This is a genomic window from Alteromonas sp. G4i13 (genome assembly GCF_054960505.1).
Map to the genome: position 1 here is coordinate 19,109 of NZ_JBHNYX010000018.1, position 16,847 is coordinate 35,955.

At 45.9% G+C, this 16,847-nt stretch carries 17 protein-coding genes and 2 tRNA genes; 8 read left to right on the top strand and 11 right to left on the bottom strand.

Features of this window, described 5'->3' with window-relative positions; translation table 11 throughout:
- Nucleotides 1-731: 731 nt before the first annotated feature.
- The 3 genes from ACFI6J_RS10615 to orn form a co-directional block, all read right to left on the bottom strand.
- Nucleotides 732-807, bottom strand: a tRNA-Gly gene (locus ACFI6J_RS10615).
- A gap of 51 nt (nt 808-858) precedes the next feature.
- A tRNA-Gly gene (locus tag ACFI6J_RS10620) sits at nt 859-934 on the bottom strand.
- Nucleotides 935-1,035: 101 nt separating this feature from the next.
- Nucleotides 1,036-1,581 (bottom strand): oligoribonuclease, encoded by a 546-nt coding sequence (orn, locus tag ACFI6J_RS10625; RefSeq protein ID WP_014948078.1) that lies wholly within the window; start codon nt 1,579-1,581, stop codon nt 1,036-1,038.
- An 86-nt stretch (nt 1,582-1,667) separates the two neighbouring features.
- On the opposite strand from orn, the gene rsgA reads away from it, so the two are divergent.
- From rsgA to ACFI6J_RS10645, 4 genes are all read left to right on the top strand, one after another.
- Nucleotides 1,668-2,711, top strand: coding sequence for a small ribosomal subunit biogenesis GTPase RsgA (gene rsgA / locus ACFI6J_RS10630; protein WP_039225052.1), 1,044 nt, complete (start codon nt 1,668-1,670; stop codon nt 2,709-2,711).
- A gap of 248 nt (nt 2,712-2,959) precedes the next feature.
- Complete coding sequence (gene asd / locus ACFI6J_RS10635) at nt 2,960-3,907, top strand: archaetidylserine decarboxylase (protein ID WP_462586074.1); 948 nt, start codon at nt 2,960-2,962, stop codon at nt 3,905-3,907.
- A gap of 3 nt (nt 3,908-3,910) precedes the next feature.
- Entirely contained in the window at nt 3,911-4,786 is an 876-nt protein-coding gene (locus tag ACFI6J_RS10640) for a DMT family transporter (protein WP_281716506.1), read from the top strand.
- 32 nt (nt 4,787-4,818) lie between these two features.
- On the top strand, nt 4,819-5,511 hold the full coding sequence (locus ACFI6J_RS10645) for a glycerophosphodiester phosphodiesterase (RefSeq protein WP_462586125.1): 693 nt from the start codon (nt 4,819-4,821) through the stop codon (nt 5,509-5,511).
- Between the two features lie 123 nt (nt 5,512-5,634).
- Here ACFI6J_RS10645 and ACFI6J_RS10650 read toward each other — a convergent pair whose 3' ends face one another.
- The 3 genes from ACFI6J_RS10650 to ACFI6J_RS10660 form a co-directional block, all read right to left on the bottom strand.
- Nucleotides 5,635-6,063 carry a MerC domain-containing protein gene (locus ACFI6J_RS10650; RefSeq protein ID WP_014948073.1) on the bottom strand — a complete coding sequence of 143 codons (429 nt, stop codon included), beginning with the start codon at nt 6,061-6,063 and terminating at the stop codon, nt 5,635-5,637.
- A gap of 156 nt (nt 6,064-6,219) precedes the next feature.
- Nucleotides 6,220-7,128 (bottom strand): divergent polysaccharide deacetylase family protein, encoded by a 909-nt coding sequence (locus tag ACFI6J_RS10655; RefSeq protein WP_462586076.1) that lies wholly within the window; start codon nt 7,126-7,128, stop codon nt 6,220-6,222.
- Between the two features lie 123 nt (nt 7,129-7,251).
- Complete coding sequence (locus tag ACFI6J_RS10660; protein ID WP_239300298.1) at nt 7,252-8,415, bottom strand: murein hydrolase activator EnvC family protein; 1,164 nt, start codon at nt 8,413-8,415, stop codon at nt 7,252-7,254.
- 253 nt (nt 8,416-8,668) lie between these two features.
- On the opposite strand from ACFI6J_RS10660, the gene ACFI6J_RS10665 reads away from it, so the two are divergent.
- From ACFI6J_RS10665 to gpsA, 4 genes are all read left to right on the top strand, one after another.
- On the top strand, nt 8,669-9,094 hold the full coding sequence (locus ACFI6J_RS10665) for a rhodanese-like domain-containing protein (RefSeq protein ID WP_014948070.1): 426 nt from the start codon (nt 8,669-8,671) through the stop codon (nt 9,092-9,094).
- A gap of 12 nt (nt 9,095-9,106) precedes the next feature.
- On the top strand, nt 9,107-9,367 hold the full coding sequence (grxC, locus tag ACFI6J_RS10670) for a glutaredoxin 3 (RefSeq protein ID WP_014948069.1): 261 nt from the start codon (nt 9,107-9,109) through the stop codon (nt 9,365-9,367).
- Nucleotides 9,368-9,429: 62 nt separating this feature from the next.
- Nucleotides 9,430-9,939 (top strand): protein-export chaperone SecB, encoded by a 510-nt coding sequence (secB, locus tag ACFI6J_RS10675; RefSeq protein ID WP_014948068.1) that lies wholly within the window; start codon nt 9,430-9,432, stop codon nt 9,937-9,939.
- 10 nt (nt 9,940-9,949) lie between these two features.
- The gene (gene gpsA, locus ACFI6J_RS10680) at nt 9,950-10,981 is read left to right on the top strand and encodes an NAD(P)H-dependent glycerol-3-phosphate dehydrogenase (protein ID WP_462586079.1); all 1,032 of its coding nucleotides are present in this window, start codon (nt 9,950-9,952) and stop codon (nt 10,979-10,981) included.
- 90 nt (nt 10,982-11,071) lie between these two features.
- On the opposite strand, the gene ACFI6J_RS10685 is transcribed toward gpsA, so the two are convergent.
- The 5 genes from ACFI6J_RS10685 to trmL form a co-directional block, all read right to left on the bottom strand.
- The gene (locus ACFI6J_RS10685) at nt 11,072-11,464 is read right to left on the bottom strand and encodes a hypothetical protein (protein WP_039231040.1); all 393 of its coding nucleotides are present in this window, start codon (nt 11,462-11,464) and stop codon (nt 11,072-11,074) included.
- Between the two features lie 159 nt (nt 11,465-11,623).
- The gene (locus ACFI6J_RS10690) at nt 11,624-13,033 is read right to left on the bottom strand and encodes a TolC family protein (RefSeq protein ID WP_462586081.1); all 1,410 of its coding nucleotides are present in this window, start codon (nt 13,031-13,033) and stop codon (nt 11,624-11,626) included.
- A gap of 4 nt (nt 13,034-13,037) precedes the next feature.
- A complete protein-coding gene (locus ACFI6J_RS10695) occupies nt 13,038-15,008 on the bottom strand; it encodes a MacB family efflux pump subunit (RefSeq protein ID WP_462586083.1) in 1,971 nt (656 codons plus the stop codon).
- A 1-nt stretch (nt 15,009) separates the two neighbouring features.
- Complete coding sequence (locus tag ACFI6J_RS10700; RefSeq protein WP_207198711.1) at nt 15,010-16,188, bottom strand: efflux RND transporter periplasmic adaptor subunit; 1,179 nt, start codon at nt 16,186-16,188, stop codon at nt 15,010-15,012.
- Between the two features lie 172 nt (nt 16,189-16,360).
- On the bottom strand, nt 16,361-16,825 hold the full coding sequence (trmL, locus tag ACFI6J_RS10705; RefSeq protein WP_069943632.1) for a tRNA (uridine(34)/cytosine(34)/5-carboxymethylaminomethyluridine(34)-2'-O)-methyltransferase TrmL: 465 nt from the start codon (nt 16,823-16,825) through the stop codon (nt 16,361-16,363).
- Nucleotides 16,826-16,847: the final 22 nt, after the last annotated feature.

The window sequence follows — 16,847 nt, forward strand, 5'->3', positions numbered from 1 at the left end:
GTCTAAAAGCGATGGTTATTTTTATATGTTTTCAATTTGCGTTTTACATAATGCATTTTGCAAATGGTGTGCCTATCAAAAAGCAAGTAAACAGTGAAACTACCGCTAAAAAACGGCGCATTATGCATATTTACCCACTAAAATCTATTTAATATTCAAAAAGACTTAACTAACGGCTTTCGAATGCACATTTAATGTGCAAAAGAGCTCGTAAAATGTAGATTTATTGAGAACTAGGTTGAAATCAAGGCGGCACCGCACTAGGAAGGTGCAAAGAGTCATGAATAAGGATTCACAACGGTGCGTAAAGACAGACAGAATCGGCGCTGAAGCAATAAGCGCAAGCAAATTTATACTTTCGTATAAATTTAAGATTACGCAGTTAATTAGGTCACCTTGTATATTTAAATAAGTAGGTCTTAAACCGTTTTTCAGAGCTGACGACTTGCCGATTCTTGAGCAAGTATGCACGGTGCTTTTCAGTGAAATAAGAGGTTATGGTTTGTAGCAAAAACTAATTTGAATGCTTTGTGAAGCGATGGCCGACACTCGGTCGCGGGCGCATAAAGGGGGCGCATCAATACATCTGCTAATGTTTAGATTTTCGTGATGTTTGAAAATTTGGAGCGGGAAACGAGATTTGCCAACTGGCCGACATTCGGTCGCGGGCCCTTTGAGGGGTCGCATCAATACATCTGCTGATGTTTCGATTTTCGTGATGTTTGAAAATTTGGAGCGGGAAACGAGATTCGAACTCGCGACCCCGACCTTGGCAAGGTCGTGCTCTACCAACTGAGCTATTCCCGCATAGAGTCGATGCTGTGCATCTTATAGGTACTTACCTATGGCAAGTGAATTTGGAGCGGGAAACGAGATTCGAACTCGCGACCCCGACCTTGGCAAGGTCGTGCTCTACCAACTGAGCTATTCCCGCAACAAAAGAGGTACTTCGTTTGAAGTGGTGCGCATTTTACAAAAATTTTGGGGTAACGCAACCTTTAATTCTACTTTTTTTGCACCTCAATGTTTGAATGCCTAAATCGTAAACACTTTCTCACGATAATAGCGCATTTCTTCAATAGACTCGCGAATATCATCAAGCGCTAGGTGTACGCCTTTCTTTTCGAAACCGTCTAAAATTTCAGGCTTCCAGCGGCGCGTTAGTTCTTTTATTGTACTTACATCAATATTTCTATAGTGGAAGTAAGCTTCAAGCTCGGGCATGTACTTAACCATGAAGCGTCTGTCCTGCCCTATGGTGTTTCCACATAGCGGTGACTTGCCTGCATCTACCCATTGCTCTAAAAAGGCAATAGTTTGCGCTGATGCTTCTTCAACGCTTATTTTACTTTCTCGGCAACGTGCAGTTAATCCACTTTCACCGTGAACTCGTGTACACCACTCGTCCATATTATTTAACACGTCATCACTTTGATGTACCGCTATTACAGGCCCTTCAGCCAAAATATTCAGCTGTGCGTCGGTAACAATGGTTGCGATTTCCATTACTACACAGGTTTCAGGATCTAACCCTGTCATTTCCATGTCTATCCAAACAAGGTTACTGTCGTGTTTACTCATTACTTTCCTCTTTGCGCTACAGACATGGCAACCATGCCCTACAAACGGTATTATTGACATAGTATACGTGAAACTAGAAAAGAATCGTGGCGAAAAAACCAAAACTTACACAACGACAGAAACGACAAGTTGCAGCAAATAGAAGCAAGCGCTTGCGTGAAAAGCACGCGTCAAAGGGCGCGGCGAACCTTGATGAAAGCACGCTAGAAAGCGGTACGGTAATTGGTCGCTTTGGTAAACACGCCGACGTTGAAGACGCAAACGGCGCAGTATCTCGCTGCCACATTCGCCGCACGGTAGACTCTGTAGTGTGTGGTGACAAGGTGTTTTTCAGTAAAGGGGATGACGCTGAGTCAGGTGTAAGTGGGGTTATTGAAATTGTAAAAGACAGGCACTCCGTCCTGACTCGCCCAGATTATTACGACGGTATTAAACCCATTGCCGCGAATATCGACCGTATTATAGTGGTTAGCGCTATTTTACCCACCCTTTCACTGAATATTATCGACCGTTATCTCGTTGCCTGTGAAGACATAGGCATCACGCCGCTGATTGTCCTTAATAAAGTAGAATTGCTCAGTGAAGAGGAACGCGCAACCGTCACAGAGCAGCTTAAGACGTACGAAAACTTAGGCTACGAAGTGCTTTTCACCAGTTGCAAAACCGGTGAAGGCATTAGCAAACTCAATGAATACCTTAACGATAACATCAGCGTTTTCGTAGGGCAGTCCGGCGTAGGTAAATCGAGCCTTATAAACCAAGTTCTGCCAGACGCCGATGAATTAACCGGCGATATTTCAGATAACTCGGGACTAGGTCAACATACAACGACGGCGGCCAAATTGCTTCACTTGCCAGCCGGCGGTGATTTGATTGATTCCCCAGGAGTACGTGAATTTGGCTTGTGGCACATTCCTACCGAACGTATTACATGGGGCTTTATTGAGTTCAGAGATTATTTGGGCGGCTGCAAATTCAGAGACTGCAAGCACTTAAATGATCCGGGGTGCTTACTAAGAGAAGCTGTAGAAGAAGGAAAAATTAGCGCAGAACGCTTCGACAGCTACCATAGAATATTAACCACCATGGAAGAGCAGCGCCCTAGTCACAGCCAGCCTCCCGGGGCATAACAACTGCCACTAGTTTTCAACCTCACTGGAGCGCTAAACTCGTTGGAGCGACCGAAGAAGTACGCGCACTGCTTACGTGTAATAGCTGTCTCTTAATCGGCGATTTATTCTTTTGGTGTGAACCACGTGCTTATGCTTTTGTGTAAGCACTCATAACCCTAAAGTTGCTCTTAATACCACGACTTACGATACAATAACGCTATCTATGCAATGCGTTATTGCTTGCATAAAAGAAACGGAGATATTTTGTGTTAGATTGGCTTAAAGTTAATTTACAATACGTTACACCAAAGCACCTGCTTTCACGCCTTGTAGGCAAACTTGCAGAAGCAGAAATGGGTAGTGTTACGACATTTTTCATCAAGGCGTTTATTAAGCAATACAACGTTGATATGTCAGAAGCGCTGCATGAGGAACCAGAGCATTATAGAAGCTTTAATAAGTTCTTCACCCGCCCGCTTAAACCTGAAGCCCGCACCATTGACGAAAACGATGACGTACTTATCCATGCTGTTGACGGTACGGTAAGTCAGTTTGGCGATATCCATAGCGACAGTATTTTTCAGGCGAAAGGCCATGACTTTAGCCTAACTACATTATTAGGTGGCAAGCCTGATGTAGCTGCGCCATTTAAAAATGGTAAGTTTGCTACCATTTACCTTGCCCCTCGTGATTATCACAGAATTCACATGCCTGTTGAGGGCACGCTTACTGATATGCTGTACGTGCCGGGCGAACTTTTTTCGGTAAATCCTCTTACAGCACAAAATATTCCAGGTCTGTTTGCACGTAACGAACGTGTTGTGGCGCTGTTCGACACGCCTGTGGGCAAAATGGCAATGGTGCTTGTAGGCGCTACCATTGTGGCAAGTATTGAGACAGTTTGGGCTGGCACGGTTACGCCACCTGCGGGTAAAAATGTTCAGCACTGGTCATATGAAAAAGACAGTGAAGCAGCAGTTTTCCTTGAAAAAGGTGCGGAGCTAGGCCGCTTCAAGCTAGGTTCGACCATTGTGGTGTGTTTCGAAAAAGACATGATTGATTTTGAAGACCTCGCCCCTGGTATGGTCACACGCCTTGGTGAGCCTATGGCGCTTAAATCAACCGCACAGGCTAGGGCTAAAGATAAGCTCGTTAGCGATGAAACAGCCAGTGACGAAAAGAGCGAGGCTTCGTCAGAGGGCGCTGACAGCTAATTTATGGATGCTGTTAAAAAAAGCCTGATCTCACTTCATTTCACGGTAATTTTACTTGGTGGTACAGCCCTTTTCTCTCGGCTTGTACCACTTAGCGCCAGTGATATCACTCTTGTTCGTTCAGTATTTGCCTGCATAGCGTTGTTTGCCTTTTTGAAATTGGCGAAAAACAAAATAAAGCTGAATTCAAAAAAAGACTACGGCGTTGCCCTCGGTTTAGGCGTGCTGATGGCATTGCACTGGGTCACCTATTTTGCCGCCATGCAATATGCTGGGGTGTCTGTTGGCATGATTGCCCTTTTTACCTTTCCTGTAATCACGGTACTTATCGAGCCTTTCTTTGAGCGGGTAAGGCTGGTCTGGCAGGATATCGTATCTACCGTTACGGTGGTCGTTGGCGTTTATTTAATAGTGCCCGAAACGTCACTGGAAAATGACATTACCCTTGGTGTTCTTATTGGTATTGCCTCCGCCATCTTGTATTCGTTTAGAAACCTTATTCATCGTAAGCACTTTAAGCACTACAGCGGTGCGCAGGCCATGGCGTGGCAAACCTTGGTTATCAGTATTTTAATGCTGCCGGTAGGCAGTGCAGCAATAACCTCAGCGTCTACTAGTTCTTGGCTAATGCTATTGTTTTTAGGTACCGTATTTACTGCGCTTCCTCATGCACTTATTGCTGCGAGCCTACGTCACCTTAGGGCAAAAACGTTTTCGCTCATAGCCTGCATGCAGCCTCTTTATGGCGTTTTCCTTGCTATTATTCTGCTTAACGAAAAACCTGGTTTAAGTGCGTTGTTAGGTGGAATTCTTATTACGTCAGCATCAGTTTATGAAACGCTCAACACGCATAAGTTGCATAATGCAAAAGATGATTAAGCCGTGTTGTGATCTTTAAGGAAGAAATGTCTATGCTCATTTTTGCTCACCGAGGTGCCAGTAAAGCCGCCCCAGAAAACACAGTAAAGGCATTTAAACTGGCTTTCGAACAACGTGCCGATGGCATTGAGTTTGATACCTATCAGCACGAAAGCGGCATTATTGTTTTTCACGATAGAACACTTACGCGCAGAGCACGGGAATCCGGCTATTTACTTGACGTACCGTGGCAATCCCTTACAGAAATGGACATTGGGGATGGAGAGCGCATACCGACCCTGACCGAAACACTGAATTGTGTTCCAAAAGACAAGTGGTGCAATATTGAGATAAAACACTTACGCGACGTAGACAGATGGGTTAAAGACGTTAAAGCGGCGTTACAGCAAAGCGGCATTAATGCTGATAAGCTACTTATCTCTTCATTTAACCATCACTGGCTTCAAGCTATTGCGCTTAGGTGGCCCGAAGTGAAGATCGGCGCCTTATCTGCAAGCTACGAGCTTGACTGTACGGCAAGCGCCCGGGCTCTGAACGCTTATTCCGTAAACATTGCATTAGACGCCGTTGATAAGCAGTTTGTGCAAACGGCGCAGAAAGACGGATTTGACGTATTCGTTTATACCGTAGATGAGCCGAGAGACATGCTTATGCTTAAAGAGTGGGGAGTGACGGGCATATTCACTAACGTGCCCGATGTAGCGCTTAATGTGTTGTCGCATTAAACCCTACTTTTTCAGTGCGAAAAGTCTGTAGAGCGCGTATCTGATACAGACTCACACTATAAAAAAAACGAGCCATTGGCTCGTTTTTTTTGGAATGCTTTTTATGAAATGCAGCTTAGTTGACTACTTAAATTCAGTTGAAAGGTGGTCTGAAAACACCGTATTCTTGCAGCACTTACATTGTCTACACAATCGCATATTCACCCAGTGGCCGGCTACAATTAGCGCTGCACCTATCGCGATGGTAAAGGGTTCGTAGTGATGCCCAAAGATATCTTTGTGCCAATAGATAGCGCCACCCGTAAACAGCAGTGCCAGCGGGTAGTATTTGCCATGATAGCGAATTGCACCGCTAACCAAGGCGACCGCACCTACAATTAACGAAAAAGTTAATATCGTTCTTTCAAACCACACTTGTGCAAAAAAGCTAGAACCGATCAGCGGCAGCAGAGGCACCAAAACAGGTAGCGCGAGGCAATGCAACGCACACAAGCTCGACACCCAAATGCCAAGTTTGTCTAGTTTTGTTGGATTCTCGTCAATTGGAGTCATTACCCTAATTACCACCGTGAAAAAATGAGTTCGCGAACTATTCGCCAGAGACGTTATATTATAACAGACTCACAGAAATGAGAAACGTTCCCACATTAAATTTTGATCTTAACGAGATGAAAATGAACTAACTACGTATAAAATGGGGAAAAAAAGCTATTCGTTTGGCGCTGTACTTAAGCGCTCAGCAACGCCTTTTTCTGCGGAGCTGTGCATTAGCCCACTGCTGTGTAAGGCATTTTCTTCGGTCATGCTTACCTTGCTATCCTTCACATCGGCGTTATTGAGCGAAGCCGTTTGATCGCGCTCTTTACCAAACTGCTTGGCCACTTTCGGCGCATGTGAAAAATAGTCGGTTACTGAGGTAAGGGTTAAACCTTCTTTTTCAAGTGAGGGTATATGAGTTTTCAAGAAATCGACGGTTTCTGGGTGGGGATGACCAATCACCACAACGTGACCATTCTTTTTAGCAATACGTTTCATGTGGTTGAACTGCTTAAGTAAGAATGCAGGCTCAAGCTTATGGTCCAGAAACACCTGTCTGCTTGCGCTAGGCACACCTAACCGCTGCGCAATTTCTTCACCTTTTGTGAGTACCGTGGTTCGGCTATCCACAAAAAATAAGCCTTGGCGCTTCACCTCTTTTAAGAGCGCTTCCATTCCTTTTTGCTGCCCCGTGAACGCACTTCCCATATGATTATTCACACCAACCGCGTTCGGCACGCTCTTCATTGCCTTTCGCAAATTGTAAGTAATGGCACCTGCGAACATGTCAGTGGTTAACCCAAGGGGCCCCATGTTCTTTCCACTTTGCGCCTGCATAGGCATATGCAGCATAACGGCCCTGCCTTCTTGCTCAGCGCGGAGCGCAATTTCAGAAGCCAGCGGCGTTTGCGGAAGTATAGAAAAGGTAATTTCTTTAGGGAGAGAAAAAGCAGCGACATCGGACGGCCTGTATCCCAGGTCATCTAATATTATAATTATGTCTGACTTTGCTTTTACTTGAAGGCTAGTTAGCCCGCATAAAACAAAGATTATACAAGGCATTAGCAGACGCAAAAGCATCTAAGTCACATCCGTTTTTCATCATTATTATTGAGCGCACACTACACAATGCTGTGTTTTTTATAGAATACCAACAACTGATTCAGTTTCAACTTAGTTTCTGAAAATCTAAAATTAACCTGCCTAGTCTAGCCAAGAGCTTGGATTTAGCGCCTTGCCTTTATGACGAATTTCAAAGTAAAGGTTAGGATATTCCTGACCACCACTTCGGCCCACAAGGGCTATGCGTTCACCTTGCCTGACATCATCGCCAGCTTGCTTGAGTAACGCTTGGTTGTGACCGTAAACACTCATATACCCTTCGCCATGATCGACAATAGCGACCAGACCAAATCCGCGCAACCAATCGGCGTACAACACTTTTCCAGGCGCAATGCTGTTTACAGGGTCGCCCTCGGCACCATCTATCACAATGCCTTTCCAAGACACTTGACCTTGGCGGCGACTACCAAATAAGTTTCGTATTCTGCCTTTTACAGGCGCTGCCAGCTTACCTTTTAATTTGGCAAGTCCATCCATACTCACTTCGGCTTCACGGGCAGCCCGTTCTGCGGCAATCCGCGCAGCTTCAATAGCGTCTTTCAGCGCTTTTTCATCAGCTTGTAGTGACGCAATACGCTGGTTTTCAGAGGCTATGGTTTTGTTTATTTTCTTAAGCGTTGCTTTTCTATCGTCCTGGCGGGTTATAAGTACTGCTCGCTGACCTTCTTGCTCATCTTTCAAAGCGGCAAGTGACAAGGCTTTTTCGCTAAGCTCTGCGTTAACTTCTTCAAGCCTAGCAACATTGCCCCTAAAGCTCTCAATCTCTTTTTGGCGCGCTTTTGCCACGTATTGATAATAGGTGATGACACGCTCGAACGTTCGCGCGTCATCTTGGTAAAACAGCATTTTCGCGTAGTCGTAATGCCCCGCCATAAATGCACTTTTAAGCTGGCTCGATAAAAGTGACTGCTGTTTACGGATAGCGGTTTTAAGCCCTTCTTGTTCTTCTTCTAGCTTCGCTTGTTCTTGCTCAATGTTTTTAAGTGACTGTCGGGTGCTGGATAGTGCTTTCGCCACTTTAGCGATTTCGAGTTCAGAGGCCTTCAGCACATTTTCTAATTCCTGTGCACTGGCTCTATTGTTCTCTAATACTTGCTGTCGAGCGCGCAGTTCGGCCTGTAACTCAGCTAATTTTTCTTTTTGACTATTCGCACCGTCTTCTTGTGCAATAGCACTACTTCCAATCGGCATAATTGCAAGGGCAACTATGCACCCAATGATTGAAAGAAATAATCGTACTGACATACGTGCGCCTAGAACCTTAACTTTTTCATTGATGACTTAATGTGTTTCATCGTTGCTGTTAACAACGTTTTCCAGTGTATCTGACGCTCCTCCATATGCCCAGTGCAATTTGTTCGTAATATCAATCATCTAAAGTATTTAGCGCAAACCCGCTATGACTGACATTCATCATACTGAAAGGTAAGCTGGTTTCTCGCCCATTTTTCTATATACTTTGCACTCTTTTCATGGTCTGTAGACAGGGTTAGAGGTAATGGATCAACTAATTGAATTTGCTAGCAACAACTTTATTCTTGCTGGTATTTGGGTTGCGCTGATTGCCATGTTGATATTTAGCTATATCAGTGCATGGACATCTTCAGTAAAAGAATTGAGCACGCACGAAGCAACGGTTTTGATGAATAAAGACGATGCGATAGTGCTAGATACACGCCCTGCGAAAGAGTTTAAAGCTGGCCATATTTTGGGTGCCAGACAAATTAAACCTGAAGAGTTGCGTGAGAAAAACTTCAAGAAACTTGAAAACAGTAAAGACAAACCCATTATCGTAGTATGCGCTATGGGTAATCAGGCTCGTGGTACAGCAAATGCGATGCTTAAAGACGGCTTCGCGAATGTGAGTGTATTAAAAGGCGGAATGAACGCGTGGCAAAGTGCCAGCCTTCCCGTTTCTAAATAACAGGTAACCTTTATGAGCAAAGTAGAACTTTACACCAAGGGCCACTGCCCTTACTGCCACCGTGCAAAAGCATTGCTAACGCAAAAAGGTGTAGAATTTATTGAATACCCAATAGATGTTAAGCCTGAACTGCGCGACGAGATGATTGAACGCGCAAACGGCGGCTGGACTGTTCCGCAAATTTTCATTGACGATCAGCACGTTGGTGGCTGTGACGATATGATGGCTTTGGAAGCACAAAGCAAACTAAATCCAATGTTGGGTTTGGCGTAAAGCGTCAGCGCATACAGCAACGCACTACATTAAATTAAAACGACAATTAAATAGGAAATACCATGGCTGACGAAAATCAGACAAATAACGGCGAAGCAGCGGGCGCACAAGCGCAACAGAGTGCTCAGTTCAATATTCAGCGTATCTACACAAAAGACATTTCTTTTGAGTCTCCAAACGCGCCAGCTATTTTCACTAAAGAGTGGAAGCCTGAAATTAAACTAGACATCGACACTAGCACTAACAAGCTAGAAGAAAATGTATTTGAAGTTGTACTTTCAGTTACCGTTACGGCAACACTTGGTGAAGAAACAGCATTCCTTTGTGAAGTGCAACAAGCAGGTATCTTCGCTATTGGCGAAATGCCAGACCAAAACAAAGCGCACACGCTGGGCTCGTTCTGCCCGAACATGCTTTTCCCATATGCGCGTGAAACCATTTCTAACTTGGTTAACCGTGGAACATTCCCTCCACTTAACCTAGCGCCTGTAAACTTCGACGCTATCTTTGCAGCTTACGTGCAAAAACGTGCACAGCAAGCGCAGGGCGAAGCGCCAAAAATGGACGCCTAATTAGGTGAACATGAAAGGCGTGGACATGAAGTCGCATTCGGTTTCAGAGTCTGTTTCAGTATTAGGGGCGGGGTCTTACGGCACCGCCCTTGCTTTTTGTCTTGCCAGAAATGGCAACCCCACACTGCTTTGGGGCCGTGATGAAAAGCACATTGCCGAAATGAAAGCGAACCGTGAGAATGCTCGTTATCTTCCAGGCGCAACATTTCCAGATGCCCTAGTGGTAAATGCCAACTTAGAAGAAGTGGTAGCCGCCAGCAAAGATATTTTAGTGGTTGTACCTAGCCATGCATTTGCGGCTATGCTTCAAAGCTTAAAACCATTGCTTAAACCGCATCAACGCATTATTTGGGCGACCAAAGGACTTGAGCCAAAAACGGGCCGTCTGCTTCGCGATGTGGCAGAGGAAATACTGGGTACCGACTATCCCCTAGCCGTGTTATCAGGCCCTACTTTTGCTAAAGAAATGGTAGCAGGCTTACCTACTGCAATTTCGCTGTCTTCCACTGACGATACGCTGAGTGACGAATTTGCAGCAAAGCTGCATTGCGCAAAGTCGTTCAGAGTATACAAAAACTCAGACTTTACTGGCGTTCAGCTTGGTGGTGCGGTTAAAAACGTTATCGCTATAGGCGCGGGCTTAGCCGATGGCCTTGGCTTTGGTGCAAACGCGCGAACGGCGCTGATCACCCGAGGTTTAGCAGAGCTTACCCGTTTGGGCGTGAAGTTAGGAGCCAACCCAGAGACCTTCATGGGCATGGCAGGCCTTGGCGATTTAGTTTTGACTTGCACCGACAATCAATCGCGCAATCGTCGCTTTGGGCTGGCTTTGGGTCAAGGCAAGAGTGTCGATGTTGCTATTGACGAAATCGGACAAGTGGTTGAGGGATATCGCAACACTGAAGAAGTGCACATTTTATCAAAGAAAGTAGGCGTAGAAATGCCTATTTGTGAACAAATTTATGCTGTGCTTTATCACGGAAAATCCCCTAAAGAGGCGGCCTTAGCTCTGCTTGGTCGAGACCTCAAAAAAGAAGCCTAGTGAATACTTGATGGTTTTTGCTTAGTAGCAAAAACCATCAGCCTCTTAACGCCCCACTATTCCTATCTTTTCCAGCTTGTTAACCTGAATTTAGCGGCCTTCTCTTACCACGATCACTTTAGTGTTGTCGTGATATCTAGCGTGACTGCGCTTGTGGTGCTTCACTTTTTTCACCTTTTTGTAGGGTGAATCGACAACCACATAGCGATTCCCATGCTTGCGATAGTAATGATTATTAGCAACGTAATAACGATGATTGTCGATAACCTCTACCCTATGCGCACCTGGCAAGACGTTAACGTACAGGCCAATTTCAGGAACGCTTATGGCTACGTCAATAATCGGACGAGCAGGTTGCGTAATAATAGTGACCCTTTCATTCGCCCCTCTATTCGAGTGAGAATGATGACCTGAATGGGCGCTTGCTTGCCCTGCAATCATTAAGCAAACGCCGGTGATAATACTCAGGGTAATACGTTTCATAATGCTTCTCCAAACTCATTCGTACATGTTCACAGGCTATATTAATGAGTGAAGCTGAACGAAACCTGACTCAGACAGGATTTATACCAATCCTTACAAAACGCACAAAAAAGCCCTGTTCACAGGGCTTTCGTATTGCTGCTTGAGAAAATCTAAATGCTATGGCGAAGTGATGTCGGCGCCTGCGCTTTCTCTGTAGGTGGCAATGACAGAAGAGAGTACGGCTTGATAATTACTGATCACAGATTGCCTAGCCGAGAAAAAGCTACGTTGAGCATTAAGCAAATTCAGAAAGTCAGTGTCACCGGCTTTGTAGCGAATATCCGCAAGACGATAAAGCTGCTGATTGTTCTCGAGCGAGGCTAACGCGTAGCGGTAGTTTTGTTGATTGAATACCAAGTTAGTTTGGCTATTTAACAACGCTTCTATCGCGCTAAGCACCGTCTGCTGATACTGTAAAATCGCCAAGTCAACATCCGTTTTTGCAGCCTTCTCTGCAGCTTCTAACCGTCCCCCGTCGAACAGGGTTGCTGCTGAGCTTACTGCTGCGCCTAAGGTCCACCCTTGCGCTAAATCTAAAAGATCACTCACACCAATATCTGCACTTAAGCTCATGCCTGGAAGACCTGCCACTGACGCTTCGTAAAACGCTAAATCAGCCTGCTTAAATTGCGCTATAGCTAACTGAACATCTGGACGCTGCTTCAATACCTCAGCGCTTAATATAGGTGCCACTTCGGGCAGTGAGAAATCGGTTAGCGAAAGGGAAAGCAGCGCTTTTTGTTCAGGCGTATTAAATTGCATAGATTCATTACCTAACAATACCGCTAATGCCCGCTCATTAAGCGTTAAACTATTGCTCAGTCGCAGCACCTCCGACTGAGCACTGATCAAGGTATTGCGCTGTTGGGAAACCTCAATACCTGAGGTATCCCCCTCTTCAAAGCGAATTTGAACTAGGTTTAGCAGCGCTTCGCTAATCTCAACGTTTTGCATCGCAATAGACAGCCGCGACTGCAGTGAAATCTGCTCAAGAAGGGTATTTATAAACAACGCCTGGGTGTCTAACAGCGCATCGGTAAACTGATACTGTGCAGTATCGATACCTAACTTACGACTGCGCTGCTGAGCTTCTCGTGTACCCCATATGTCCGCGTCATAACTCAACCCCAGTCCACCTGAGGTAGAGTGGCTTGAACGGCCACTATCTAGGTCTCTTCCACTGCGTCCAGATGTCCTCGCCGTTATAGTCGGAACGTCACCTGCATTAACTTGTGCTAATAGAAATTGCGCTCGTTTTACCCTCTGCTCGGCTTGATTAAGGGTTAAATTTTGGCTTTCAAGCGTCTTCATAACGGGCGCAAGTTCAGCCACCTCGAACACCTTCCACCATGATGTTGTTATTTGACTAGTCGCGTCCACAGACTTCGCTTTTTGTAGCGCCTGCGTGTCAGTTTCGGGCAACGTTGTAGAAGGTGAATAAGCGCAGCTTGCGGTCAGCACGATACAAGAGAACGCGCACAGTAATGAACGAGCGGCAAGAGGCACAGAAAAACGAAAAGAATGCATGGCGTTACTCCTCTGCCAACGCGTCAATGGGATTAAGCTTTGATGCTTTTTGAGCAGGGGCATAACCAAAAATGAGCCCTACAGCGAGAGATGTGACAAAAGCCAAAACGGGCGGCATTAGCGTGTAGGCGACAGGCACACTGAATGAAGCAACGATAAGGACAACAAAATAGCCCAGAAGAATGCCGAAGATACCACCCAAGATACACACTACCCATGCCTCGATATTGAACTGGCGCAATATATCGCGAGGTTTTGCGCCTGTGGCGATGCGTAGTCCAATCTCCCTCTTACGCTCAGATACGTTGACCAGCATGATATTCATTACACCGATACCGCCAACAAACAAAGATATGGCAGCAACAGACGCCAAGAGCCAAGTTAACGTGTCTTGCGTTTCCGTGACCGCCTCTACCAGTGACTCTGTGGTACGCACCATCACGTCTTCTTGTCCGTGACGTTCTACCAACAGTGCCAACACATCGTCTTTTACCTGAGTGGCTACTTCGGTACTTTCTGCCTTTATGGTAATGCTGCTTAAGTAATCCCGACCAAATACCTTCAAACGGCCAGTTGTAACCGGAATGAGCACTTCGTCATCCATATCGTTTCCACCCGCACTGGCGCCTTTAGAATGAAGTACACCTACGACCTGATAAAAGGCATTTTGCATCAAGATGTACTCGCCTACTGCCCGATATTTATCTTCAAACAGGGTCTCAGCTACCGTATCTCCAATTACCACCACCGGTGCATAATTTGTTACGTCTTCATCGCTGAAAAACACGCCCTGCGCCATTTCCCAGTCTTTAGCATGAAAGTAATCAGGTGTGGTGCCTGTAATACGTCCTGAAAAATCGTTTTCGCTGTAGCGGATGGTTGCCCTTGCACTTCTTTCCGGCGCGACATAAGCCACACCCGGAACACTTTTCAATGCAGAGGCATCGGCTAGTGTCAGCGATGCAATATCTCCGGATGAGCGCATGTTTCGTCCACCCGGCCTAATCGAAATCAGGTTCGTGCCAATGGTTTCAATGCGCTCAAGTACCTGCTGTTTACCTCCCTCACCGATGGCCATCATGGTCACCACTGCCGCTACTCCAATAATAATTCCCAAGAGAGTGAGCAAGGTTCTAAACCAATTCATTCTAAGGGCAGTGAACGCCATAGATAGGGCTGAAAAAAGTGAGATACTTGGAAAAGGTTTGATTGCCGGTACCGGCGTGGGCTCTTGAGAATGTACGTGCTGCACTGAAGCCGTATTCTTTTCAACTGATTCACTTGTGCTAGGCGCAGCGGTTTTGGTATCTGTTACAATTTTCCCATCAAGTAAGTGTATTTGCCTGTCGGCATGTTCAGCAACTGCACTATCGTGGGTGATAAGAATAATAGTCACCCCTTCTGCGTGTAGCTCGCGAAGCAATGCCAGTAACTGCTCTCCGCTGGCCGAGTCAAGCGCCCCCGTGGGCTCGTCGGCTAGTATTACTTCTGCACCATTAATTAAGGCTCGCGCTACCGAGACACGCTGTTGTTGGCCACCTGAAAGCTCTCCGGGTTTGTGCTCTTTTCTGCTTGAAAGGCCAAGTTTATCGAGCAGCTGTTGCGCTTTTTGAGTGCGATCTTCGCTAGACGTACCGCTGTATATTGCTGGCAGTGCCACATTTTCAGTCGCATTTAGCGACGACAGTAGCTGATAGCGTTGGAAAACAAACCCGAACGTTTTCAAGCGAAGGGCAGAAAGTTGATCGGGATTTAGCGAGGATACTGACTGTCCGTGGATACGGTACACCCCTTCTGAAGGGGTGTCTAAACACCCTAGGATATTCATCAAGGTCGACTTACCCGACCCCGACTGCCCCATAATGGCGACAAATTCACCCTTATCGATTGATAACGAAACGTTATCCAATGCGGTGACTTCAAAGCCTTCTGTTTTGTAGCGACGTGATACGCCATTAAGCTGTATTAACGACATATTAGAATCCGTCACGGCGGCGCGGTGGGCCTGATGGCGGCTGCCCACCCGGAACTCTGCGCATGCCCGCGGCCGGCATTGCGGTGCCGTCTGCTAGACCCACAACCACTTCATCACCTTCTGATAGGCCTTCTATAATTTGAATATGGGTTCTATTTTTTATGCCTACTTTTACTGGCGTGCGAACCACCTCATCGCCCTGTTTAAGCATCACGAATTGATTGCGAGCTCGTCCTTTTACTGCCGCTAACGGCACAGAAAGCGCGCCTTTCACCTGCTCTTGCACAAAGAACACTTGGGTAGTCATAGCGTCCATTAAAGTGCGATCAGGATTCTCAACATCGATTAGCACTTGGTATAGCACTACGTCATTAAGTACAGTGGGTGTAGGTAGCACTTGACGAACGGTAGAGTGGTAGAAGGTTTTGTTATCGCCCAAGGTAGAGAAATAGACTGGCATGCCGCGCTTTATTTTCTGCACATCGGCTTCAGACACTTCTGCGCGTAGGGTCATTACTGATAAATCGGAAATTTGAAGCAACACGGGGGCGTTTTGATTAGCATTCAGGGTTTGCCCCTCACGCACCGGTAAGGTGGCTACAGTTCCGGATATTGGCGCGAATATCTTTGCAAACCCGAGCTTAGTAATATCCCCTTCCAGCGAGGCTTCGTCGGCTTTAATCTGTGCGATGCTCGCCGTGATCTTGGTATCGATAACTTTAAGGTTTGTATCGCTGCTTACGACTACATCTTGGCTGACTGCATTTTGCTTAAACAAATTTTGATTGCGTTGCGCTCTCACTTCGGCGAGTTCTCTCTCTGCCCGCAGCTGAGCCAGCTGTGCTTTTTTGCTGTCCAGCGCCGCTTGAGAGTTCTGTACTTGTGTTTCAAATACACGGGCATCGATCTCTACCAGCAAATCGCCTTCTTTAACAATATCCCCCTCTTCTACGTGAATATTGTCTACCTGACCTGAAACCTGCGCGCCTACCTCTACGTAGCGCTTGGGCTCAAGCTGACCTGTAGACACCAAATTTAATTCGATGTCTCGTATCTTTGCACCTTGAAAGAGATATTCGGTATTTGTCTGAGGTGAGTATAGCCATGCATAAACAGCATAAGCGGGCACAAACACAATAATTGCAATGAGCAGTACTTTAATGGGTAGAGGGAGTTTCAAAGCATTCGATCCATAAAAAAAACTGAATGCAATATAGCGAATGTAAAGATTCGCCACGAGAGACAATCTTTACATTTACGCTATCTTTACAGACATTTTTAAAGGCTGAATAAGCTTTTGATTTGAATGATTAAAAGAGTTTTTAGCAAAACAGTAAGCGTTGAAGAAAGTACTAACGAGCACCCTCGTAACCAAACTGACGCCAGCTTTCATACACAAATACCGATACTGCATTAGACAAGTTCATACTACGACTGTCTGGCAACATAGGGATGCGAACACGCTGCTCTGGGGGAAGCGATTGAATATAGTCGTCTGGTAAACCTCGGGTTTCCGGTCCGAAAATTAACGCATCGCCTTTTTGATAAGACACATCGCTGTGAAATGCTTTGCCTTTCGTTGTGCAAGCGAATACCCGTTTTGGCTTAGCATCATTTAGGTAAGCGTCTAAATTGGCGTGGCGCTTTACGTGAGCAAACTCGTGATAATCTAAACCTGCGCGTCGAACGCGTTTATCGTCCCATTCAAAGCCCAAGGGCTCGATTAAGTGCAACATAAAGCCACTGTTTGCGCATAAGCGGATGATGTTTCCCGTATTTGGCGGGATCTCTGGCTGATAGAGTACGATATCGAGCATGCTTTTTTAAATTACCTTCACA